Raw genomic sequence first — 17467 nt, 5'->3', positions numbered from 1 at the left:
CCGTAGTGTGAGTCGTTCAGGCGTGATGAGCGCCAAGTGGAAGGTTTTGATTATTAGCAGGCTTAACAATCAAAGTCAGCCATACTGAGGCGAAAAGCGCCACCCCCATAAAAATATAGGAAGCTGCGGGGCTGCCGGTGGCGCCGTTCAGGTAGCCGACAAACCACGAGCCGCAGAAGGAGCCCAGGGCGCCCATGCTGTTGATCAGCGCCATCGCGCCGCCGGCGACGTTGCGTGGCAGCATTTCCGGAATAATGGCGAAGAAGGGGCCGTAAGGCGCATACATTGCCGCACCAGCCACCACCAGCAGGGTGTAAGAGACCCAGAAGTGGTTGGCGCCGACCGCCCAGGAGCCGATGAAGGCCAGTCCGCCAATCAGCAGCAGCGGCCAGACGAACAGTTTACGGTTCTGCATTTTATCGGAGGCCCAGGAGACCACGATCATGGCGATAGTCGCCGCCAGGTACGGAACCGAAGAGAGCCAGCCCACTTCCACCATCCCCATATTTTCGCCGCCGCTGCGGATAATCGACGGCAGCCACAGTACAAAACCGTACACGCCGATGCTCCAGGCAAAGTACTGAGCGCAGAGCAGGATCACGTTGCGGGAGCGGAAGGCCTCGCCATAGTTACGCACCGCTTTGATGCCCTGCTGTTCACGATCCAGTTGTTCCTGCAGCGCGGCTTTTTCACTCTCCGCCAGCCAGGATACCTGCGACGGTTTATCTTTCACCAGCACCCACCAGCAGAAGGCCCAGATCACCGCCGGCACCCCTTCGATGATGAACATTTCCCGCCAGCCGAAGGCCTGAATCAGGTAGCCGGAGACCACCGACATCCACAGGACCGTCACCGGGTTGCCGAGGATCAGGAAGGTGTTGGCCCGCGAGCGCTCGGATTTGGTGAACCAGTTGCTGATATAGATCAGCATCGCCGGCATCACCGCCGCTTCGACGACGCCGAGGATAAAGCGAATGGCCGCCAGCGCCGGGATATTATGCACAATCCCGGTCAGGGAGGCGCAGCCGCCCCACAGGATCAGGCAGATAAAGATCAGTTTGCGAACGCTGCGGCGCTCCGCATAGATAGCGCCGGGGATCTGGAAGAAGAAGTAGCCGAGGAAGAACAGGGCCCCCAGCAGGGAGGAGATCCCTTTGGTGATGCCCAGGTCTTCGGTAATGCCTGCCGCGGAGGCGAAGCTGAAGTTGGCGCGGTCGAGGTACGCCAGGCTATACGTGATAAACACGATAGGCATGATGTACCACCAGCGTTTCGTTGCATTTGTTGAGCTATTCATAGGCTTGCCTCTGTCAATGAGGTGACATACGTCCGTCGAAACGGACGCTGCTGTGCCGCGCTGCAGGTAGGGTACAGGACGGCTGTTATGGTTGCGTATAAATGTTATTCGCCCAGCGCGTCGCGGGTGGGCAGCCCCTCGCTGTCGCCCTGGACCTGAATGGCCAGCGAACCGATTTTATTGCCGCGGTTCACCGCCTGAAGCAGGGTTTTGCCTTCCAGCAGGGCGCTAATCACCCCGACGGCAAAGCCGTCGCCGGCGCCGACGGTATCGACGACGTTTTCGACTTTGATGGCATCAACCGTTCCCTGTTCGCCGCTGGCGCTCTTGAACCAGGCGCCGTCGCAGCCGGTTTTAATGACCACCGCCTTGACGCCGCGCGAGAGATAGAAATCGGCGATCCCCTCCGGGGTCTGCTGGCCGGTGAGGATGACGCCCTCTTTTAAGCCTGGCAAAACCCAGTCAGCCTGGAAGGCGAGACGGTTGAGTTTCTCCACCATCTCGGCTTCGCTTTTCCACAGCACCGGCCGCAGATTGGGGTCGAAAGAGAGGGTTTTGCCCTCGGCTTTCATGACCTTCGCCGCATGCTCCAGCAGCGCATATGAACTTTCAGAGAGCGCGGCGGCCACGCCGCTCAGGTGCAGATGACGGGCGCTGGTGAAGTAGTCGGCGCGAAAATCGTCCGGCGACAGATGGCTGGCGGCAGAACCTTTGCGGAAATATTCCACAATGGGATCGGTTCCATTTTCGACTTTCGATTTCATCTGGAAACCGGTAGCGAAGCGGTTGTCGATGGCGACAGCGTGGCTATCGATCCCCTCTTTCGCCAGCGATTGCAGTACGAAGCGGCCAAAGCTGTCGTTGCCGACGCGGCTGACCCAGCCGACCTTCAGACCCAGGCGCGCCAGGCCGGTGGCGACGTTCAGCTCAGCGCCGGCGACACGTTTCATAAAATGCTCCACCTCGGCCAGATCGCCGGTTTCGGTGGCGACAAACATGGCCATAGCTTCGCCGATGGTGATGACATCTAAATTTTCCACGGCTTATTCCTCGCGTAACAGGTTGACGTAGCGGCGGGTCACGGCCGTCAGGTCATGGCCAGTCAGCGGAAACTCGATTCCACGCGGCGCGTCGGCGGGAAGATTATCGAGCAGGGCCAGCCAGCGGTCGGCGGCCTGATCCGGCGGCACAGCGCGGAATTTCTCCTGATGAGGCTCCGCCGCTTTTACATGAATATAGCTGACCGCCGGCGCAAGATGGCGGGCGGCCTCTTCCGGCGAATCGCCGACCCACAGCCAGTTGCCCATATCAAACGTTAAGGTGATCGGCAGCTGATGGACCCGACAGGCGGCTTTGAAGCGCTGCATCGGCGCCAGCTGGCCGCAGTCGGTCTGGTCATTCTCCACCACCAGCGCCATGCCGCTGTCGCTGAGGATATGGCGCAGTTCGTCGAGCTGCTGGTTGTGGCGGAAATGGCCAAGGGAGAGCTTCAGCCACAGGGCGTTAAGAGTCTGCGCTTCCGCGAGCAGCGTCGGGAGATGCGGGTTAAGCTCGCCGTTGTCGGCGAACAGCGCCTGGGGCGCGGAGTAGCAGGCCAGCAGGCCGTGGCGCTCAATGGTGGCCGCCACCGTCGGCAGGGCGTTGAGCTCTTCGGTGCTGAACAGCTCGCGGCGGATTTCGACGCCGTCCGCGCCGGCGTCGGCGATAAACGGCAGGACGGCGGCCTGGCCGCCTAAGGATTTAACATGGTCATTACCATACGCAGCGGTAACGACAATAATTTTTCTGGCCATCGCGCTCTTACTCCCGGCGTTTGTTGCTTAATCTCCTTATTACGCTAGATGGTATCGGTTCCATAAGAAAGGGCGAGATGTTTAATTTATGATCGGCATCACGAAGGATCGTTAACGGGAAGTTGATCCGCGGACGATAAGCTCGCCGGAGAAGACCCGCTCGCAGATGGGGTCGTTACTGCCAGCAATGCGCCGAATCACCTGTTCCACCGCCGCGTAGCCGATCTGCCACGTCGGCTGTTTGAGGGTGGTGATGCCGACGCCAGCCAGCTCCGCCCACTCCAGTTCGTCGAAGCCCAGCAGGCCGATATCGCTGCCCCAGATCAGGCCGACGCGCTTCAGGGCGCGGGCCACCTGCAGCGTCAGCGCGCCGTTGGCGGAGATCACCGCTTTGCGCATCCCGCGGTGGCGGGCGTGGAACTGGCGCAGGACGTTGTCCATCATCGCGCCGTCGTTGAGCTGCACTTCGGCGTTTTCGGCCACCACGCCGTGGTGGCGGGTGAGCGTGGCGCGGAAGGCGCTCAGGCGCTCGCGGCGGGTATTGACCGACCCCAGCGGTTCGCTAAGAAACAGGATGGCCTCAAAGCCTTTCTCCACCAGGTGTTCGGTGGCGGTGGTGGCGGCCTGGGCGTTATCAAGCCCGACCACATCGCAGGCGAAATCGGGGATTTTACGGTCAATCAGCACCATCGGCAGGGCCGACTGCTGCAGACGGTTCAGGCCATCCTCCCGCATGCCGACCGCGTTGACGACGATGCCTTCCACCTGGTAGCTGCGCAGCAGGTCGAGGTAGTGTAGCTCCTGATCCAGCTCGTTATTGGTGTTACACACCAGCAGAGTGAAGCCCTTTTCCCGGCAGGCTGCTTCAATGCCGCTCATGACGTTGACCGAATAGGGATTGGTGATATCGGCGATGATCAGGCCGATGAGGCGGGTTCGGCCGTGCTTGAGGCCGCGGGCCATCAGGCTGGGGCGGTAGTCGAGTTCGGCAATGGCTTGTTCAATACGTGATAACAGATCGTCGGAAAGCAGATGCTTCTCGCCGTTAAGATACCGTGAAATGCTGGTTTTGCCGGTCTTTGCGGCTTTCGCCACATCGCTAATGGTTGCACGCGCCGCTTTCGCCATGGTGGCTTCCTTTGCTGAAAATCTGCCAACACCTTAGCGCGAAAAATAGCGATATCAAGCATTTTGCCCGGCAGAGGCGCGGCCGGGCAACATGAGGATGCGCTTATTGCAGCGGGCTGAGAGTGATTTCCACGCGACGGTTCTGCGCCTTGCCTTCCGCCGTGCTGTTGCTGGCGATGGGGTTCGCCGGGCCCATGCCGGTGGTGCGAATGCGGTTGGCCGCCACGCCCTGGGTGATTAGCGCGCTGGCGACGCTGTCAGCACGCTGCTGCGACAGACGCATATTCAGGTCCTTACTGCCGGTGCTGTCGGTGTAGCCGACGACGTTAACGGCGGTTTTCTCATACTCTTTCAGCACCATGGCCACGCCGGTCAGGGTGTTGGCGCCGGCCGGTTTCAGGTTGGCGCTGTTGCTGTCGAAAGTGACGTTATTCGGCATGTTCAGCACGATGTTGTCACCATTTCGCGTCACGCTGACCCCGGTTCCCTGCATTTTGTCGCGCAGCTTCGCTTCCTGCACGTCCATGTAGTAGCCAATGCCGCCGCCCAGCGCCGCGCCTGCCGCTGCGCCAATCAGCGCGCCTTTGCCGCGGTCGTGTTTGGAGGAGGAAAGCGCGCCGACGCCAGCGCCCACTAAGGAGCCAATACCTGCGCCAATACCGGATTTGCCTGCTTCACGCTCACCGGTATAGGGGTTGGTGGTGCAGCCGGAAACGGCCAGGGTGCCGCTGACCAGAGCCGCAATCATAAGTACGCGTTTTTTCATTTAATGTCCTTAATCCTTTTTATTCTTTGCCACAGCGAACGTGACGGTTGATTATGACGCGCGAATACGTAGAAAATTCCCCGCATACCATCTCATTTTGTAAATAACATTGAACGGCGCCGATTCGCGCCGTCACCACACCTGCCTTCGCTGACCAGGAGCCGCCTTTGCCAACCTCATCTGCAACCAAAACCATTTTAACCGCCGCCCACTGGGGACCGATGCTGGTGGAAACGGACGGGGAAAACGTCCTCTCCTCCCGCGGCGCGCTGGCGACGCCGTTTGCCAATTCGCTGCAAACGGCGGTGCGCGACCAGGTGCACAGCAAAACCCGCGTGCGCTACCCGATGGTGCGCAAAGGCTTTCTCGCCTCTCCGGACAAGCCCCAGGGGATCCGCGGTCAGGATGAATTTGTGCGGGTGAGCTGGGAGCAGGCGCTGGATCTGATCGATGCCCAGCATCGTCGGATCCGCGAAAGCTATGGACCGGCCTCCATTTTTGCCGGCTCCTACGGCTGGCGTTCTAACGGCGTCCTGCATAAGGCGGCCACCCTGCTGCAGCGCTATATGAGCCTGGCGGGCGGCTACACCGGCCATCTCGGGGATTACTCCACCGGCGCGGCGCAGGCGATCATGCCTTACGTCGTGGGCGGCAATGAGGTGTATCAGCAGCAGACCAGCTGGCCGCTGGTGCTGGAGCACAGCGAGGTAGTGGTGCTGTGGAGCGCCAACCCGCTGAACACGCTGAAAATTGCCTGGAACGCCTCCGACGAGCAGGGTATCCCGTGGTTCGACCGGCTGCGCCAGAGCGGCAAGCGCTTGATCTGCATCGATCCGATGCGATCGGAAACGGTCGATTTCTTTGGCGATTCGATGGAGTGGATCGCGCCGCATATGGGCACCGACGTCGCGTTGATGCTGGGTATCGCCCATACGCTGGTGGAGAATGGCTGGCAGGACGACGAGTTTCTTGCCCGCTGCGCCAGCGGCTACGAGATTTTTGCCCGCTATCTGACCGGCGACAGCGACGGCGTGGCGAAAACCGCCGACTGGGCGGCGGCTATTTGCGGCGTCTCAGCTGATAAGATCCGCGAACTGGCGAAACTTTTCCACGAAAACACCACCATGCTGATGTCTGGCTGGGGCATGCAGCGCCAGCAGTATGGCGAGCAGAAACACTGGATGTTGGTCACCCTGGCCGCGATGCTGGGGCAGATTGGCACCCCGGGGGGCGGGTTTGGGCTTTCCTACCATTTCGCCAACGGCGGCAACCCGACCCGCCGCGCGGCGGTGCTGGGCTCGATGCAGGGGAGCGTGGCCGGAGGCGTGGACGCCGTGGAGAAGATCCCGGTCGCGCGGATTGTCGAGGCGCTGGAGCATCCGGGTGCGGAGTATCAGCACAACGGCATGGCGCGGCGCTTCCCCGATATTCGCTTTATCTGGTGGGCCGGCGGCGCCAACTTTACCCATCACCAGGATACCAATCGCCTGATTCAGGCCTGGCAGAAACCAGAGCTTATCGTCATCTCCGAATGCTTCTGGACCACCGCCGCGCGTCATGCCGATATCGTTCTGCCGGCGACCACCTCGTTTGAGCGCAACGATCTGACGATGACCGGGGACTACAGCAATCAGCATCTGGTGCCGATGAAGCAGGTGGTCGCCCCGCGGGGTGAAGCGCGCGATGATTTCGCGGTCTTTGCCGACCTCAGCGAACGTTGGGAGGCGGGCGGCCGCGAGCGCTTTACCGAAGGGAAGAGCGATCTGCAGTGGCTGGAGACCTTCTATCAGATGGCCGCCCGGCGCGGCGCCCAGCAGCAGGTGACGCTGCCGCCGTTTGCCGAATTCTGGCAGGCTAACCAGCTGATTGAGATGCCGGAGGCGCCGGAGAATGCCCGTTTCATCCGCTTCGCCGCCTTCCGCGACGATCCCCTGGCCAACCCGCTGAAAACGGCGAGCGGTAAAATTGAGATCCACTCGCCGACCATCGCCGCCTTTGGCTACGCCGACTGCCCGCCGCACCCGATGTGGCTGGAGCCCGACGAGTGGCATGGCAACGCCGAGGCGGGGCAGCTGCAGCTGCTGTCGGCCCATCCGGCACACCGTCTGCACAGTCAACTGAACTACTCCGCGCTGCGCGAACGCTATGCCGTCGCCGGACGCGAACCGTTGACTATTCATCCGCAGGATGCCCGGGCGCGGGGGATTGCCGATGGCGATCTGGTGCGGGTGTGGAACGCCCGCGGTCAGGTGCTGGCCGGCGCGGTGGTGACGGAGGGGATCCGCCCGGGGGTGATATGCCTGCATGAAGGGGCGTGGCCCGACCTGGATCCGGTGGCGGGCATCTGCAAAAACGGGGCGGTGAACGTCTTAACCAAAGATATCCCGACATCCCGGCTGGGCAACGGCTGTGCCGGGAACACCGCCCTGGCGTGGCTGGAGAAATATACCGGCCCGGCGCTGCCGCTTACAGCATTTGATCCGCCGGCCAGCGCATAATCCAGGTGGGGTGCTGAGTATCGTCCTGCCATGCGCAATCTTCAATGCGGAAGCCTTGCGCATGGTAGAAACTGACCGCTGATTCGTTTTTCTGATAAACCTCAAGGCTAAGCCAGGCGTAGTGCTGCTTGACTTCATCCAGCAGCGCCCGGCCAATGCCCTGGCGGATGGCGTCCGGCGCGACGAACAGCGCGCCGACGAAGCGGGACTCCAGCACGCTGACAAAGCCTTTTAGCTCTCCGTCGCGCTCCCAGACCCAGGTGCTGGCGGCGGGAAGATAGACGTCCCGTACCACCGCGACGCTGTCGCGCCAGTAGCTTTCGCTGATAAAGGGATGGGCATGGATCGTACTATCCAGCCACAGGGCCAGCAGCGGTGTATTATCTTTAGCGACCCACTTGCGGATCATCCTGACCTCCCGGGTGACAGAAGCAGCCGGTGACATGGTCGTTGACCAGCCCGCAGGCCTGCATAAAAGAGTAACAGATCGTCGAACCGACAAACTTAAAGCCGCGTTTTTTCAACGCTTTAGACAGCGCATCAGAGGCCGGCGTCGTGGTCGGGATCTCCGCCAGCGTCGCCGCGCGGGTGACCTGCGGCGCATTGTCGACGAAAGACCAGACAAAATCAGTGAACGACTCGCCATTTTCCTCCATCGCCAGATACGCCCGGGCGTTGCCGATAATGGCCTGGATTTTTCCCCGATGGCGGATAATCCCGGCATCCTGCAGCAGCCGCTCGACATCATCGTCCCCCATCGCCGCCACGCGCACCGGATCGAACTGGTGAAAAGCCTGGCGATAGTTCTGCCGTTTTTTTAACACCGTGATCCACGACAACCCGGCCTGCTGGCCTTCAAGGCAGATCATTTCAAACAGCCGCTGGGACGCTTTTTGCGCGACACCCCATTCGGTATCGTGATACTCGATATATAACGGATCCTGACTCACCCATCCGCAACGCTGCATAGCTATTTCTCCCTCTGCGCTAAAAAAGTGGACGCCCCGGCTTGACGACTGAAAGATAAAGATAATAGTTAATACAGGGAAATCGTATCCCCAAAAAAACACAGCAATAATGCCGATTCGGCTCTTTTCTGGAGTCGCATTAATGATAATAAAGAAATGCAATGGCCTCCGGGGGTTCTTGTTCCCGGTGTGCGTATCCGTCTGGGTATTGTGTGTCTCTGGAGCGAATGCCTGGCAACAGGAATATATCGCTATCGATACAAAAAGTAATACGTCGGAACGTTATACATGGGATAGCGATCACCAACCACGCTATGAAGATATCCTCGCCGAGCGGATGAAGTCGTCTGAAACGCCGGGCGGACTGACTTTAAACCAGGGGCTGGCGCCGCCGGACAGCAGCCGTGGGATGAGCGTCGGCTGGAATTATCTGCTGGCAAACGGCATGACCTCCGGGCCGGTGGCCAGCCTGCGCAGCGACTACAGCGCGCCGGCGACGAAAAGCGTTGGCGAGACGGGATATGTCAACACGCTCGGCTGGCGTATGGATTATCAGTCGCTGTGGGGTGTGCACCCCTGGGCTCAGGTGAGCTATAACCAGTCGCTCGCCAGCGATGCCTGGTCGCCGACCACTCGCGCCAGAGAGGGCGGCTGGAGTGATGTCACCCTGGGCGCCGATATGCCGCTGGGATCGCATGTGGCGGCATGGGCCACCCTGTCGCAGGCGGATAATGTCCCGTCGGGGGAAAATACGCTCTATCTGATGGGGGTCAGCGCCAACTTTTGAGCGGGGATTGTTACGCGTTTGAAACGATGCGGTTATTGTTAAATCTCAGTAATGGCGCATTTCTGTGAGATAGCGCACACTAACTTTTTTGCTGATATTCGCGGAATGAATGTCATGCAATGCCATTCATTCCGCCATTAATGCATTTCATTCCCTGCTGATGGCAGTTCATGCCTTTTTCCCCCACTGGATGAGGGGCCTTCGCTATTGTGGCGGCAGTTAATTTATCAGGACAACTGCTATGAACGCTGCAAACCGTCAATCGACCCGCTGGCTTACGCTTATCGGCACCATCATCACCCAATTCGCTCTCGGTTCGGTTTATACCTGGAGCCTGTTTAACAGTTCACTGTCTGACAAACTGGGCGAACCGGTCAGCCAGGTCGCCTTCTCCTTTGGCCTGCTGAGCCTCGGGCTGGCGCTCTCCTCGTCGGTCGCCGGCAAGCTGCAGGAGCGTTTCGGCGTGAAGCGCGTCACCATGGCCTCCGGGATCCTGCTCGGACTGGGCTTCTTCCTGACCGCGCACTCCAACAGCCTGATGATGCTGTGGCTGAGCGCGGGCGTGCTGGTGGGGCTGGCGGACGGCGCCGGTTATCTGCTGACCCTGTCGAACTGCGTGAAGTGGTTCCCGGAACGCAAAGGGCTGATTTCCGCCTTCTCCATCGGTTCCTATGGCCTCGGCAGCCTGGGGTTCAAATTCATTGATACTCATCTGCTGGCCACCGTCGGTCTGGAAAAAACCTTCGTCATCTGGGGCGCTATCGTGCTGGTGATGATCGTCTTTGGCGCGACCCTGATGAAAGATGCGCCAAATCATACGGCGACCACCGCGGCCAACGGCGTCGTGGAAAACGACTTTACTCTCGCCGAATCGATGCGTAAACCGCAGTACTGGATGCTGGCGGTGATGTTCCTGACGGCCTGCATGAGCGGTCTGTATGTGATTGGCGTGGCGAAAGATATCGCGCAGGGGATGGTCCATCTGGATGTCGCCACGGCGGCTAATGCGGTAACGGTTATCTCAATCGCTAACCTTAGCGGTCGCCTGGTGTTAGGTATCCTGTCCGATAAAATCTCCCGCATTCGCGTGATCACCCTCGGTCAGGTGGTGTCGCTGGTGGGGATGGCCGCGCTGCTGTTCGCTCCGCTGAATGCCATGACCTTTTTCGCCGCGATTGCCTGCGTCGCCTTTAACTTCGGCGGAACCATCACCGTCTTCCCGTCGCTGGTCAGTGAATTCTTCGGTCTGAACAACCTGGCGAAAAACTATGGCGTCATTTATCTGGGCTTTGGTATCGGCAGCATCTGCGGTTCCCTCATCGCTTCGCTGTTCGGGGGCTTCTACGTCACCTTCTGCGTGATCTTCGCTCTGCTGATTATTTCGCTGGCGCTTTCCACCACCATTCGTCAGCCGAAAGGCAGTGTCTATAGCGAGGCGCACGCCTGAAACCTGCAGCGTGAAACGTGCCCCTGATTAATACCCTAAGCAAATAGTGCCAATCCAGCCAAATGTTTTGTAAATGTTTGGCTGGATCACATTCCCTCCTGATACTTTTCCCGTTCCCTGTGGTCTACTTATCGCGCTTTGTAGAGGTTTCTGATAACCAACCCTAACGCACCCTATTAGCCTACTGACTCATGCCACAGCGTCAGGCGGTGTTTTATTCTTCTTTTTCCAGGTTTGCTTGCATGAAATATATTAGAACGATGACGCAGCAGAAGCTTAGTTTTTGGCTGGCGCTGTACATCGGCTGGTTTATGAACGTCGCCGTTTTTTTTCGGCGTTTCGATGGTTATGCTCAAGAGTTCACTTTCTGGAAAGGGCTTTCCGGTGTCGTTGAACTGGTGGCCACGGTCTTTGTCACCTTCTTCCTGCTACGTCTTCTGTCGCTGTTCGGCCGCCGTATCTGGCGCATTCTGGCGACGCTGATTGTTCTGTTTTCCGCCGCCGCCAGTTATTACATGACGTTCCTCAACGTGGTGATTGGCTACGGGATTATCGCCTCGGTGATGACCACCGATATCGACCTGTCGAAAGAGGTCATCGGCTGGCATCTGATCCTCTGGCTGGCGGCGGTGAGCGCGCCGCCGCTGCTGTTTATCTGGAGCAACCGTTGCCGTCATACGCTGCTGCGCCAACTGCGTACCCCGGGCCAGCGGGTTAAAAACGTGCTGATCGTGGTGCTGGCCGGCCTCATCGTCTGGGGCCCCATCCGCCTGCTTGAGCTGCGCCAACACGATGTAGAGCGCCATTCTGAAGTGGATATGCCGAGCTACGGCGGGGTGATCGCCAACTCCTACCTACCATCGAACTGGCTGTCGGCGCTGGGGCTGTACGCCTGGGCGCAGGTGGATGAATCCTCAGACAACAAATCGCTGATTAACCCGGCGAAGAAATTTACCTACGTCGCCCCGGAAGGGCTCGATGACACCTACGTGGTGTTTATCATTGGCGAAACCACCCGCTGGGATCATATGGGCATCCTCGGCTATAGCCGCAACACCACGCCAGAGCTGGCGAAAGAGAAGAATCTGGTCGCCTTCCGCGGCTACTCGTGCGATACCGCCACCAAGCTGTCGTTACGCTGCATGTTTGTGCGTCAGGGCGGGGCAGAGGATAATCCGCAGCGGACCCTCAAAGAGCAGAACGTCTTTGCGGTGCTGCATCAACTGGGCTTCAGCGGCAATCTGTACGCCATGCAGAGTGAGATGTGGTTCTACAGCAACACGATGGCCAACAATATCGCCTATCGCGAGCAGATTGGCGCCGAACCGCGTAACCGCGGCAAGAGCGTTGACGATATGCTGCTGGTGGATGAGATGAAGCGCGGTATGGCGCAGGGCAACGCCTCCGGTAAGCACCTGATCATCCTGCATACTAAAGGCTCGCACTTTAACTATACCCAACGCTATCCGCGCAGCTTCGCCCAGTGGAAGCCGGAGTGTGTCGGCGTCGACAACAAATGTTCTAAAGCGGAGCTGATTAACTCCTACGACAACAGCGTGACCTATGTCGATCACTTTATCGTCAGCGTCCTCGACCAGCTGCGGGATAAGAAAGCGATTGTGTTCTATGCCGCCGACCATGGCGAGTCGATTAACGAGCGCGAACATCTGCACGGTACGCCGCGCAAAATGGCGCCGCCGGAACAGTTCCGTGTGCCGATGATGGTCTGGATGTCGGATAAATATCTGGAGAATCCCGATCATGCCGCCGCGTTCGCCCATCTGCAGCAGCAGGCCGCGATGAAGGTGCCGCGACGCCACGTCGAGCTGTACGACACCATTATGGGCTGCCTCGGCTATACCTCGCCGGATGGCGGGATCAACGAGAACAACAACTGGTGCCGCGTGCCGGCTTCGAAGAAAGCGGCGAAGGAATAGCAATAGTGGCGAGATTCTCGCCGCTTGATTGATTTTTTGCTAATAAGGCATTGACGGGGGTGCATCCCAGCAGTAAGATGCGCCCCGCATTCGGTGATTGGCGCAGCCTGGTAGCGCACTTCGTTCGGGACGAAGGGGTCGGAGGTTCGAATCCTCTATCACCGACCAAATTCAAAAAGCCTGCTCAATGAGCAGGCTTTTTTGCATCTGTAGCCAGTGAGGATGAGAACCTCCGGGGGCAGGAGGTTCGACTCGAGCGGAGCGAGAGAACGTTGCGTCAGCAACGGCCCGCAGGGCGAGCCACAAAGTGGCGAGTCATCCTCTATCACCGACCAAATTCGAAAAGCCTGCTCAATGAGCAGGCTTTTTTGCATCTGCGGCCAGTGAGGATGAGAACCTCCGGGGGCAGGAGGTTCGACTTGTGTTCCGTAGGCCCGCGCAAGCGCAGCGCCGCCGGGCATCATCAGCGCGCTACTGGCCAAAACCCCATCAAAATCACAAAAAACGTCTTTATCCCCATTTCCAGCCAGCTGTTCGCTATTTTGTGACATCTTCCATTGCATTTTTTTATCGATGAACAGATCTTTTTTCGCGAAGCTTATGGCTAAATGCAGCATTTTCCGCTGTGCGTTTTAACGTTCACGCTATTAATCGCTCACATATTGGTCACATAGTAAGAAATTTTTCTCATTTGCTGGCATTGTTTCCCACTGGGTGTCGCACCTTAATAAGGTCTTTATTCTGCATATTCGCCTGTAGCATAAATTTCTCTGCTGAAAATAGCGTCTTGAAGTTTTTTTAATCTTTGCCTGCCGTTTCTCACGCTGGATGTAAAACCCGGCTGGCTGTATTGACGTTTCCCCATTCTGTTGACAGATTGTAGGGCATGAGGGGCATTTCATGGAGAATCCGTACTGCAACTCAGTCGTTTTTGCGAAAGGAATCCCCATCTCTCTCTACGCCTTCGGGCACCACCGACCGGACCGGGTATATTCTAAATAGTTCGCGCTGCGGGAAGGCGGCAAGTTTGCGAATCCCCAGGAACATAGATAACGATGTGACTGGGATAATCGAGCGCAGCCAACGCATCCGTGGTTCGAAATATGACGAATAAAAATAAATAAAGGTCTGGCGGATATATGCAAACAACATCACAGTTTTGGAGCAGAATAATGAGTATTTCCTTGAAGAAATCAGGGATGCTGAAGCTTGGTCTGAGCCTGGTCGCCATGACCGTCGCCGCCAGCGTGCAAGCGAAAACCCTGGTTTATTGTTCAGAAGGCTCGCCGGAAGGCTTTAACCCACAGCTCTTCACCTCTGGCACCACCTATGACGCCAGTTCCGTACCCATCTACAACCGCCTGGTCGAATTCAAAACCGGTACGACGGAAGTTATTCCGGGGCTGGCTGAGAAATGGGAAGTTAGTGCGGACGGTAAAACCTATACTTTCCACCTGCGTCAGGGCGTGAAGTGGCAGGATAATAAAGACTTTAAGCCAACCCGTGACCTGAACGCCGATGACGTGGTGTTCTCCTTCGATCGTCAGAAGAATACCAATAACCCGTACCATAAAGTTTCTGGCGGCAGCTATGAATACTTTGAAGGGATGGGGTTACCAGACCTGATTAGCGAAGTGAAGAAAGTGGACGATAAAACCGTCCAGTTCGTCCTGACCCGCCCGGAAGCGCCGTTCCTCGCTGACCTGGCCATGGACTTCGCTTCCATTCTCTCTAAAGAGTATGCCGACAACATGCTGAAAGCCGGCACGCCGGAAAAAGTAGACCTCAATCCTATCGGTACCGGTCCATTCCAGCTGCTGCAGTACCAGAAAGATTCCCGCATTCTGTATAAAGCCTTCCCGGGCTACTGGGGCACCAAGCCGAAGATCGATCGTCTGGTCTTCTCCATCACCCCGGATGCCTCCGTGCGCTACGCCAAGCTGCAGAAAAATGAGTGCCAGGTGATGCCGTATCCTAACCCGGCGGACATCGCGCGCATGAAGGAAGATAAAAACATTACCCTGCTGGAACAGCCGGGTCTGAACGTCGGTTATCTCTCCTTCAACACCGAGAAGAAACCGCTGGACGATGTGAAAGTTCGTCAGGCGCTGACCTACGCGGTTAACAAAGAAGCGATCATCAAAGCGGTTTACCAGGGCGCAGGCCAGGCGGCGAAGAACCTGATCCCGCCGACCATGTGGGGCTATAACGACGACGTCAAAGACTACACCTACGATCCGGAGAAGGCGAAGCAGCTGCTGAAAGAAGCGGGCCTGGAAAAAGGCTTCACTATCGACCTGTGGGCGATGCCGGTACAGCGTCCGTATAACCCGAACGCCCGCCGTATGGCGGAGATGATCCAGGCCGACTGGGCCAAGATTGGCGTCCAGGCCAAGATCGTCACCTACGAGTGGGGCGAGTATCTGAAACGCGCGAAAGCGGGCGAGCACCAGACCGTCATGATGGGCTGGACCGGCGACAACGGGGATCCGGATAACTTCTTCGCGACCCTGTTCAGCTGCGCCGCGGCGAAAGACGGCTCCAACTACTCGCGCTGGTGCTATAAGCCGTTTGAAGATCTGATTCAGCCGGCCCGCGCCACCGACGACCACAACAAGCGTATTGAACTGTACAAACAGGCTCAGGTAGTGATGCATGACCAGGCTCCGGCGCTGATCATCGCTCACTCCACCGTTTACGAGCCAGTGCGTAAAGAAGTCAAAGGCTATGTGGTGGATCCGCTGGGTAAACACCACTTCGATAACGTCTCTGTCGAATAATAAGCACGATGCCTGACCCCCTCTCCCCGTGTGGGAGAGGTGGGGGGCGTATTCCCGCTATTCCGGGGAATGCTTTTGTGAGCAATACAGACGCCCTGTCGCCAGGCGGGGCGTCACTAGAGAGAATCCGGGTTATGTTGCAGTTTATTCTCCGACGTCTGGGACTTGTCATCCCGACATTTATCGGTATCACCCTTCTCACCTTTGCCTTCGTCCATATGATCCCCGGCGATCCGGTGATGATTATGGCGGGCGAACGTGGTATTTCCCCCGAACGTCACGCGCAGCTGCTGGCCGAAATGGGCCTTGATAAGCCGCTGTGGCAGCAATATGCCCACTATATCTGGGGCGTGCTGCACGGTGATTTAGGCATCTCGCTGAAAAGCCGCATTCCCGTGTGGCAGGAGTTTGTCCCACGCTTTAAAGCCACCCTTGAGCTGGGCGTCTGCGCGATGATCTTCGCCGTCGCCGTCGGCATTCCGGTGGGCGTGCTGGCTGCGGTAAAACGCGGCTCCATCTTTGACCACACTGCGGTGGGCCTGGCGCTGACCGGCTACTCGATGCCTATCTTCTGGTGGGGCATGATGTTGATTATGCTGGTTTCGGTACAGCTGAACCTGACGCCGGTCTCCGGGCGCATCAGCGATACGGTGTTCCTTGACGATACCCTGCCGCTGACCGGCTTTATGCTGATCGACACCGCCATCTGGGGCGAGCAGGGCGACTTTATTGACGCCTTAATGCATATGATCCTGCCCGCCATCGTGCTGGGCACCATTCCGCTGGCGGTGATCGTGCGTATGACCCGGTCGTCGATGCTGGAAGTGCTCGGCGAAGACTACATCCGTACCGCGCGCGCCAAAGGCCTGACCCGGATGCGGGTGATTGTGATCCACGCGCTGCGTAACGCGATGCTGCCGGTGGTCACGGTGATTGGCCTGCAGGTGGGCACGCTGCTGGCGGGCGCCATCCTGACGGAAACCATTTTCTCATGGCCTGGTTTAGGCCGCTGGCTGATCGACGCGCTGCAGCGTCGCGATTATCCGGTGGTGCAGGGCGGGGTGCTGCTGGTGGCGACGATGATTATCCTCGTCAACCTGCTGGTCGACCTGCTGTACGGCGTGGTGAACCCGCGTATCCGGCATAAGAAGTAAGGGGCCATCATGTCACAAGTTACTGAAAATAAAGTTATCGCTGCGCCGGTGCCCATGACCCCGCTGCAGGAGTTCTGGCACTATTTCAAGCGCAATAAAGGGGCGGTGGTTGGTCTGGTGTACGTGGCGGTGATGATCATTATCGCCGTGTTCGCCAACTTCCTCGCCCCGTATAACCCGGCGGATCAGTTCCGTGATTCGCTGCTGGCGCCCCCGTTCTGGCAGGAGGGCGGCAGCCTGGCGCATCTGCTCGGCACTGACGACGTGGGCCGCGATATTCTGTCTCGCCTGATGTATGGCGCGCGCCTGTCGCTGCTGGTGGGCTGCCTGGTGGTGGTCCTGTCGCTGATCCTCGGCGTGGTGCTCGGCCTGGTGGCGGGCTATTTCGGCGGGGTGGTGGACTCGATCATCATGCGCGTCGTCGATATTATGCTGGCGCTGCCGAGTCTGCTGCTGGCGCTGGTGCTGGTGGCTATCTTCGGCCCCTCCATCGTCAACGCCTCGCTGGCGCTCACCTTCGTGGCGCTCCCGCACTATGTGCGTCTGACGCGCGCGGCGGTGCTGGTGGAGGTCAACCGCGACTACGTGACCGCCTCCCGCGTGGCGGGCGCCGGGGCGATGCGCCAGATGTTCGTCAATATTCTGCCTAACTGTCTCGCGCCGCTGATCGTTCAGGCGTCGCTGGGCTTCTCTAACGCCATTCTCGACATGGCCGCGCTGGGGTTCCTCGGCATGGGCGCGCAGCCGCCGACGCCGGAGTGGGGCACCATGCTCTCCGACGTATTGCAGTTCGCACAGAGCGCCTGGTGGGTGGTGACCTTCCCGGGCGTGGCGATCCTGCTGACGGTGCTGGCATTTAACCTGATGGGTGACGGTCTGCGTGACGCGCTCGATCCCAAACTGAAGCAGTAA

The 17467-nt window shown here is 58.6% G+C and carries 14 protein-coding genes, 1 tRNA gene and 1 other RNA gene; 9 read left to right on the top strand and 7 right to left on the bottom strand.

Annotated elements, in window-relative coordinates; all coding sequences use genetic code 11:
- Window positions 1–16: 16 nt before the first annotated feature.
- The 5 genes from QLG03_RS08100 to QLG03_RS08080 all read right to left on the bottom strand — a co-directional run bounded on the left by QLG03_RS08100 (window position 17) and on the right by QLG03_RS08080 (window position 4984).
- Window positions 17–1297, bottom strand: coding sequence for an MFS transporter (locus QLG03_RS08100; RefSeq protein WP_004205006.1), 1281 nt, complete (start codon window positions 1295–1297; stop codon window positions 17–19).
- Window positions 1298–1401: 104 nt separating this feature from the next.
- Window positions 1402–2337 (bottom strand): sugar kinase, encoded by a 936-nt coding sequence (locus QLG03_RS08095; RefSeq protein ID WP_008806889.1) that lies wholly within the window; start codon window positions 2335–2337, stop codon window positions 1402–1404.
- A gap of 3 nt (window positions 2338–2340) precedes the next feature.
- Entirely contained in the window at window positions 2341–3090 is a 750-nt protein-coding gene (locus tag QLG03_RS08090; protein ID WP_255989284.1) for a sugar phosphate isomerase/epimerase, read from the bottom strand.
- Between the two features lie 111 nt (window positions 3091–3201).
- Entirely contained in the window at window positions 3202–4218 is a 1017-nt protein-coding gene (locus QLG03_RS08085; RefSeq protein WP_023291318.1) for a LacI family DNA-binding transcriptional regulator, read from the bottom strand.
- A gap of 103 nt (window positions 4219–4321) precedes the next feature.
- Entirely contained in the window at window positions 4322–4984 is a 663-nt protein-coding gene (locus QLG03_RS08080) for an OmpA family lipoprotein (RefSeq protein ID WP_023291317.1), read from the bottom strand.
- Window positions 4985–5151: 167 nt separating this feature from the next.
- Between QLG03_RS08080 and QLG03_RS08075 the strand changes: the two genes are divergently transcribed.
- Window positions 5152–7482, top strand: coding sequence for a molybdopterin guanine dinucleotide-containing S/N-oxide reductase (locus tag QLG03_RS08075; RefSeq protein ID WP_255989281.1), 2331 nt, complete (start codon window positions 5152–5154; stop codon window positions 7480–7482).
- Here QLG03_RS08075 and QLG03_RS08070 read toward each other — a convergent pair.
- The gene (locus QLG03_RS08070) at window positions 7451–7891 is read right to left on the bottom strand and encodes an N-acetyltransferase (RefSeq protein ID WP_032454332.1); all 441 of its coding nucleotides are present in this window, start codon (window positions 7889–7891) and stop codon (window positions 7451–7453) included. The two genes, QLG03_RS08075 and QLG03_RS08070, sit on opposite strands and share 32 nt — an antisense overlap.
- Window positions 7869–8450 (bottom strand): DNA-3-methyladenine glycosylase I, encoded by a 582-nt coding sequence (tag, locus tag QLG03_RS08065; protein WP_044525019.1) that lies wholly within the window; start codon window positions 8448–8450, stop codon window positions 7869–7871. Before tag ends, QLG03_RS08070 begins: the two co-directional genes overlap by 23 nt.
- 142 nt (window positions 8451–8592) lie before the next feature.
- Here tag and QLG03_RS08060 point away from each other — a divergent pair, with 142 nt between their 5' ends.
- The 8 genes from QLG03_RS08060 to dppC all read left to right on the top strand — a co-directional run bounded on the left by QLG03_RS08060 (window position 8593) and on the right by dppC (window position 17467).
- Window positions 8593–9237: an autotransporter outer membrane beta-barrel domain-containing protein gene (locus QLG03_RS08060; protein WP_255989278.1), complete on the top strand. Its 645-nt coding sequence runs from the start codon at window positions 8593–8595 to the stop codon at window positions 9235–9237.
- A gap of 241 nt (window positions 9238–9478) precedes the next feature.
- The gene (locus QLG03_RS08055; RefSeq protein ID WP_023291312.1) at window positions 9479–10684 is read left to right on the top strand and encodes an MFS transporter; all 1206 of its coding nucleotides are present in this window, start codon (window positions 9479–9481) and stop codon (window positions 10682–10684) included.
- A gap of 242 nt (window positions 10685–10926) precedes the next feature.
- Entirely contained in the window at window positions 10927–12621 is a 1695-nt protein-coding gene (gene eptB, locus QLG03_RS08050) for a kdo(2)-lipid A phosphoethanolamine 7''-transferase (RefSeq protein ID WP_023291311.1), read from the top strand.
- Window positions 12622–12712: 91 nt separating this feature from the next.
- Window positions 12713–12789, top strand: a tRNA-Pro gene (locus QLG03_RS08045).
- A gap of 34 nt (window positions 12790–12823) precedes the next feature.
- Window positions 12824–12956: non-coding RNA, RtT sRNA (locus tag QLG03_RS08040), on the top strand.
- 837 nt (window positions 12957–13793) lie between these two features.
- Window positions 13794–15401: a dipeptide ABC transporter periplasmic-binding protein DppA gene (dppA, locus tag QLG03_RS08035; protein ID WP_032454329.1), complete on the top strand. Its 1608-nt coding sequence runs from the start codon at window positions 13794–13796 to the stop codon at window positions 15399–15401.
- A 134-nt stretch (window positions 15402–15535) separates the two neighbouring features.
- On the top strand, window positions 15536–16555 hold the full coding sequence (dppB, locus tag QLG03_RS08030; protein WP_002921786.1) for a dipeptide ABC transporter permease DppB: 1020 nt from the start codon (window positions 15536–15538) through the stop codon (window positions 16553–16555).
- A gap of 9 nt (window positions 16556–16564) precedes the next feature.
- Entirely contained in the window at window positions 16565–17467 is a 903-nt protein-coding gene (gene dppC, locus QLG03_RS08025) for a dipeptide ABC transporter permease DppC (protein WP_032454328.1), read from the top strand.

The organism is Klebsiella sp. V115_8, from assembly GCF_029967715.1.
GTDB lineage: Bacteria > Pseudomonadota > Gammaproteobacteria > Enterobacterales > Enterobacteriaceae > Klebsiella > Klebsiella quasipneumoniae.
Note: the sequence above shows the minus strand (reverse complement) of the source record. Positions and strands in the feature narration are given on the sequence as shown.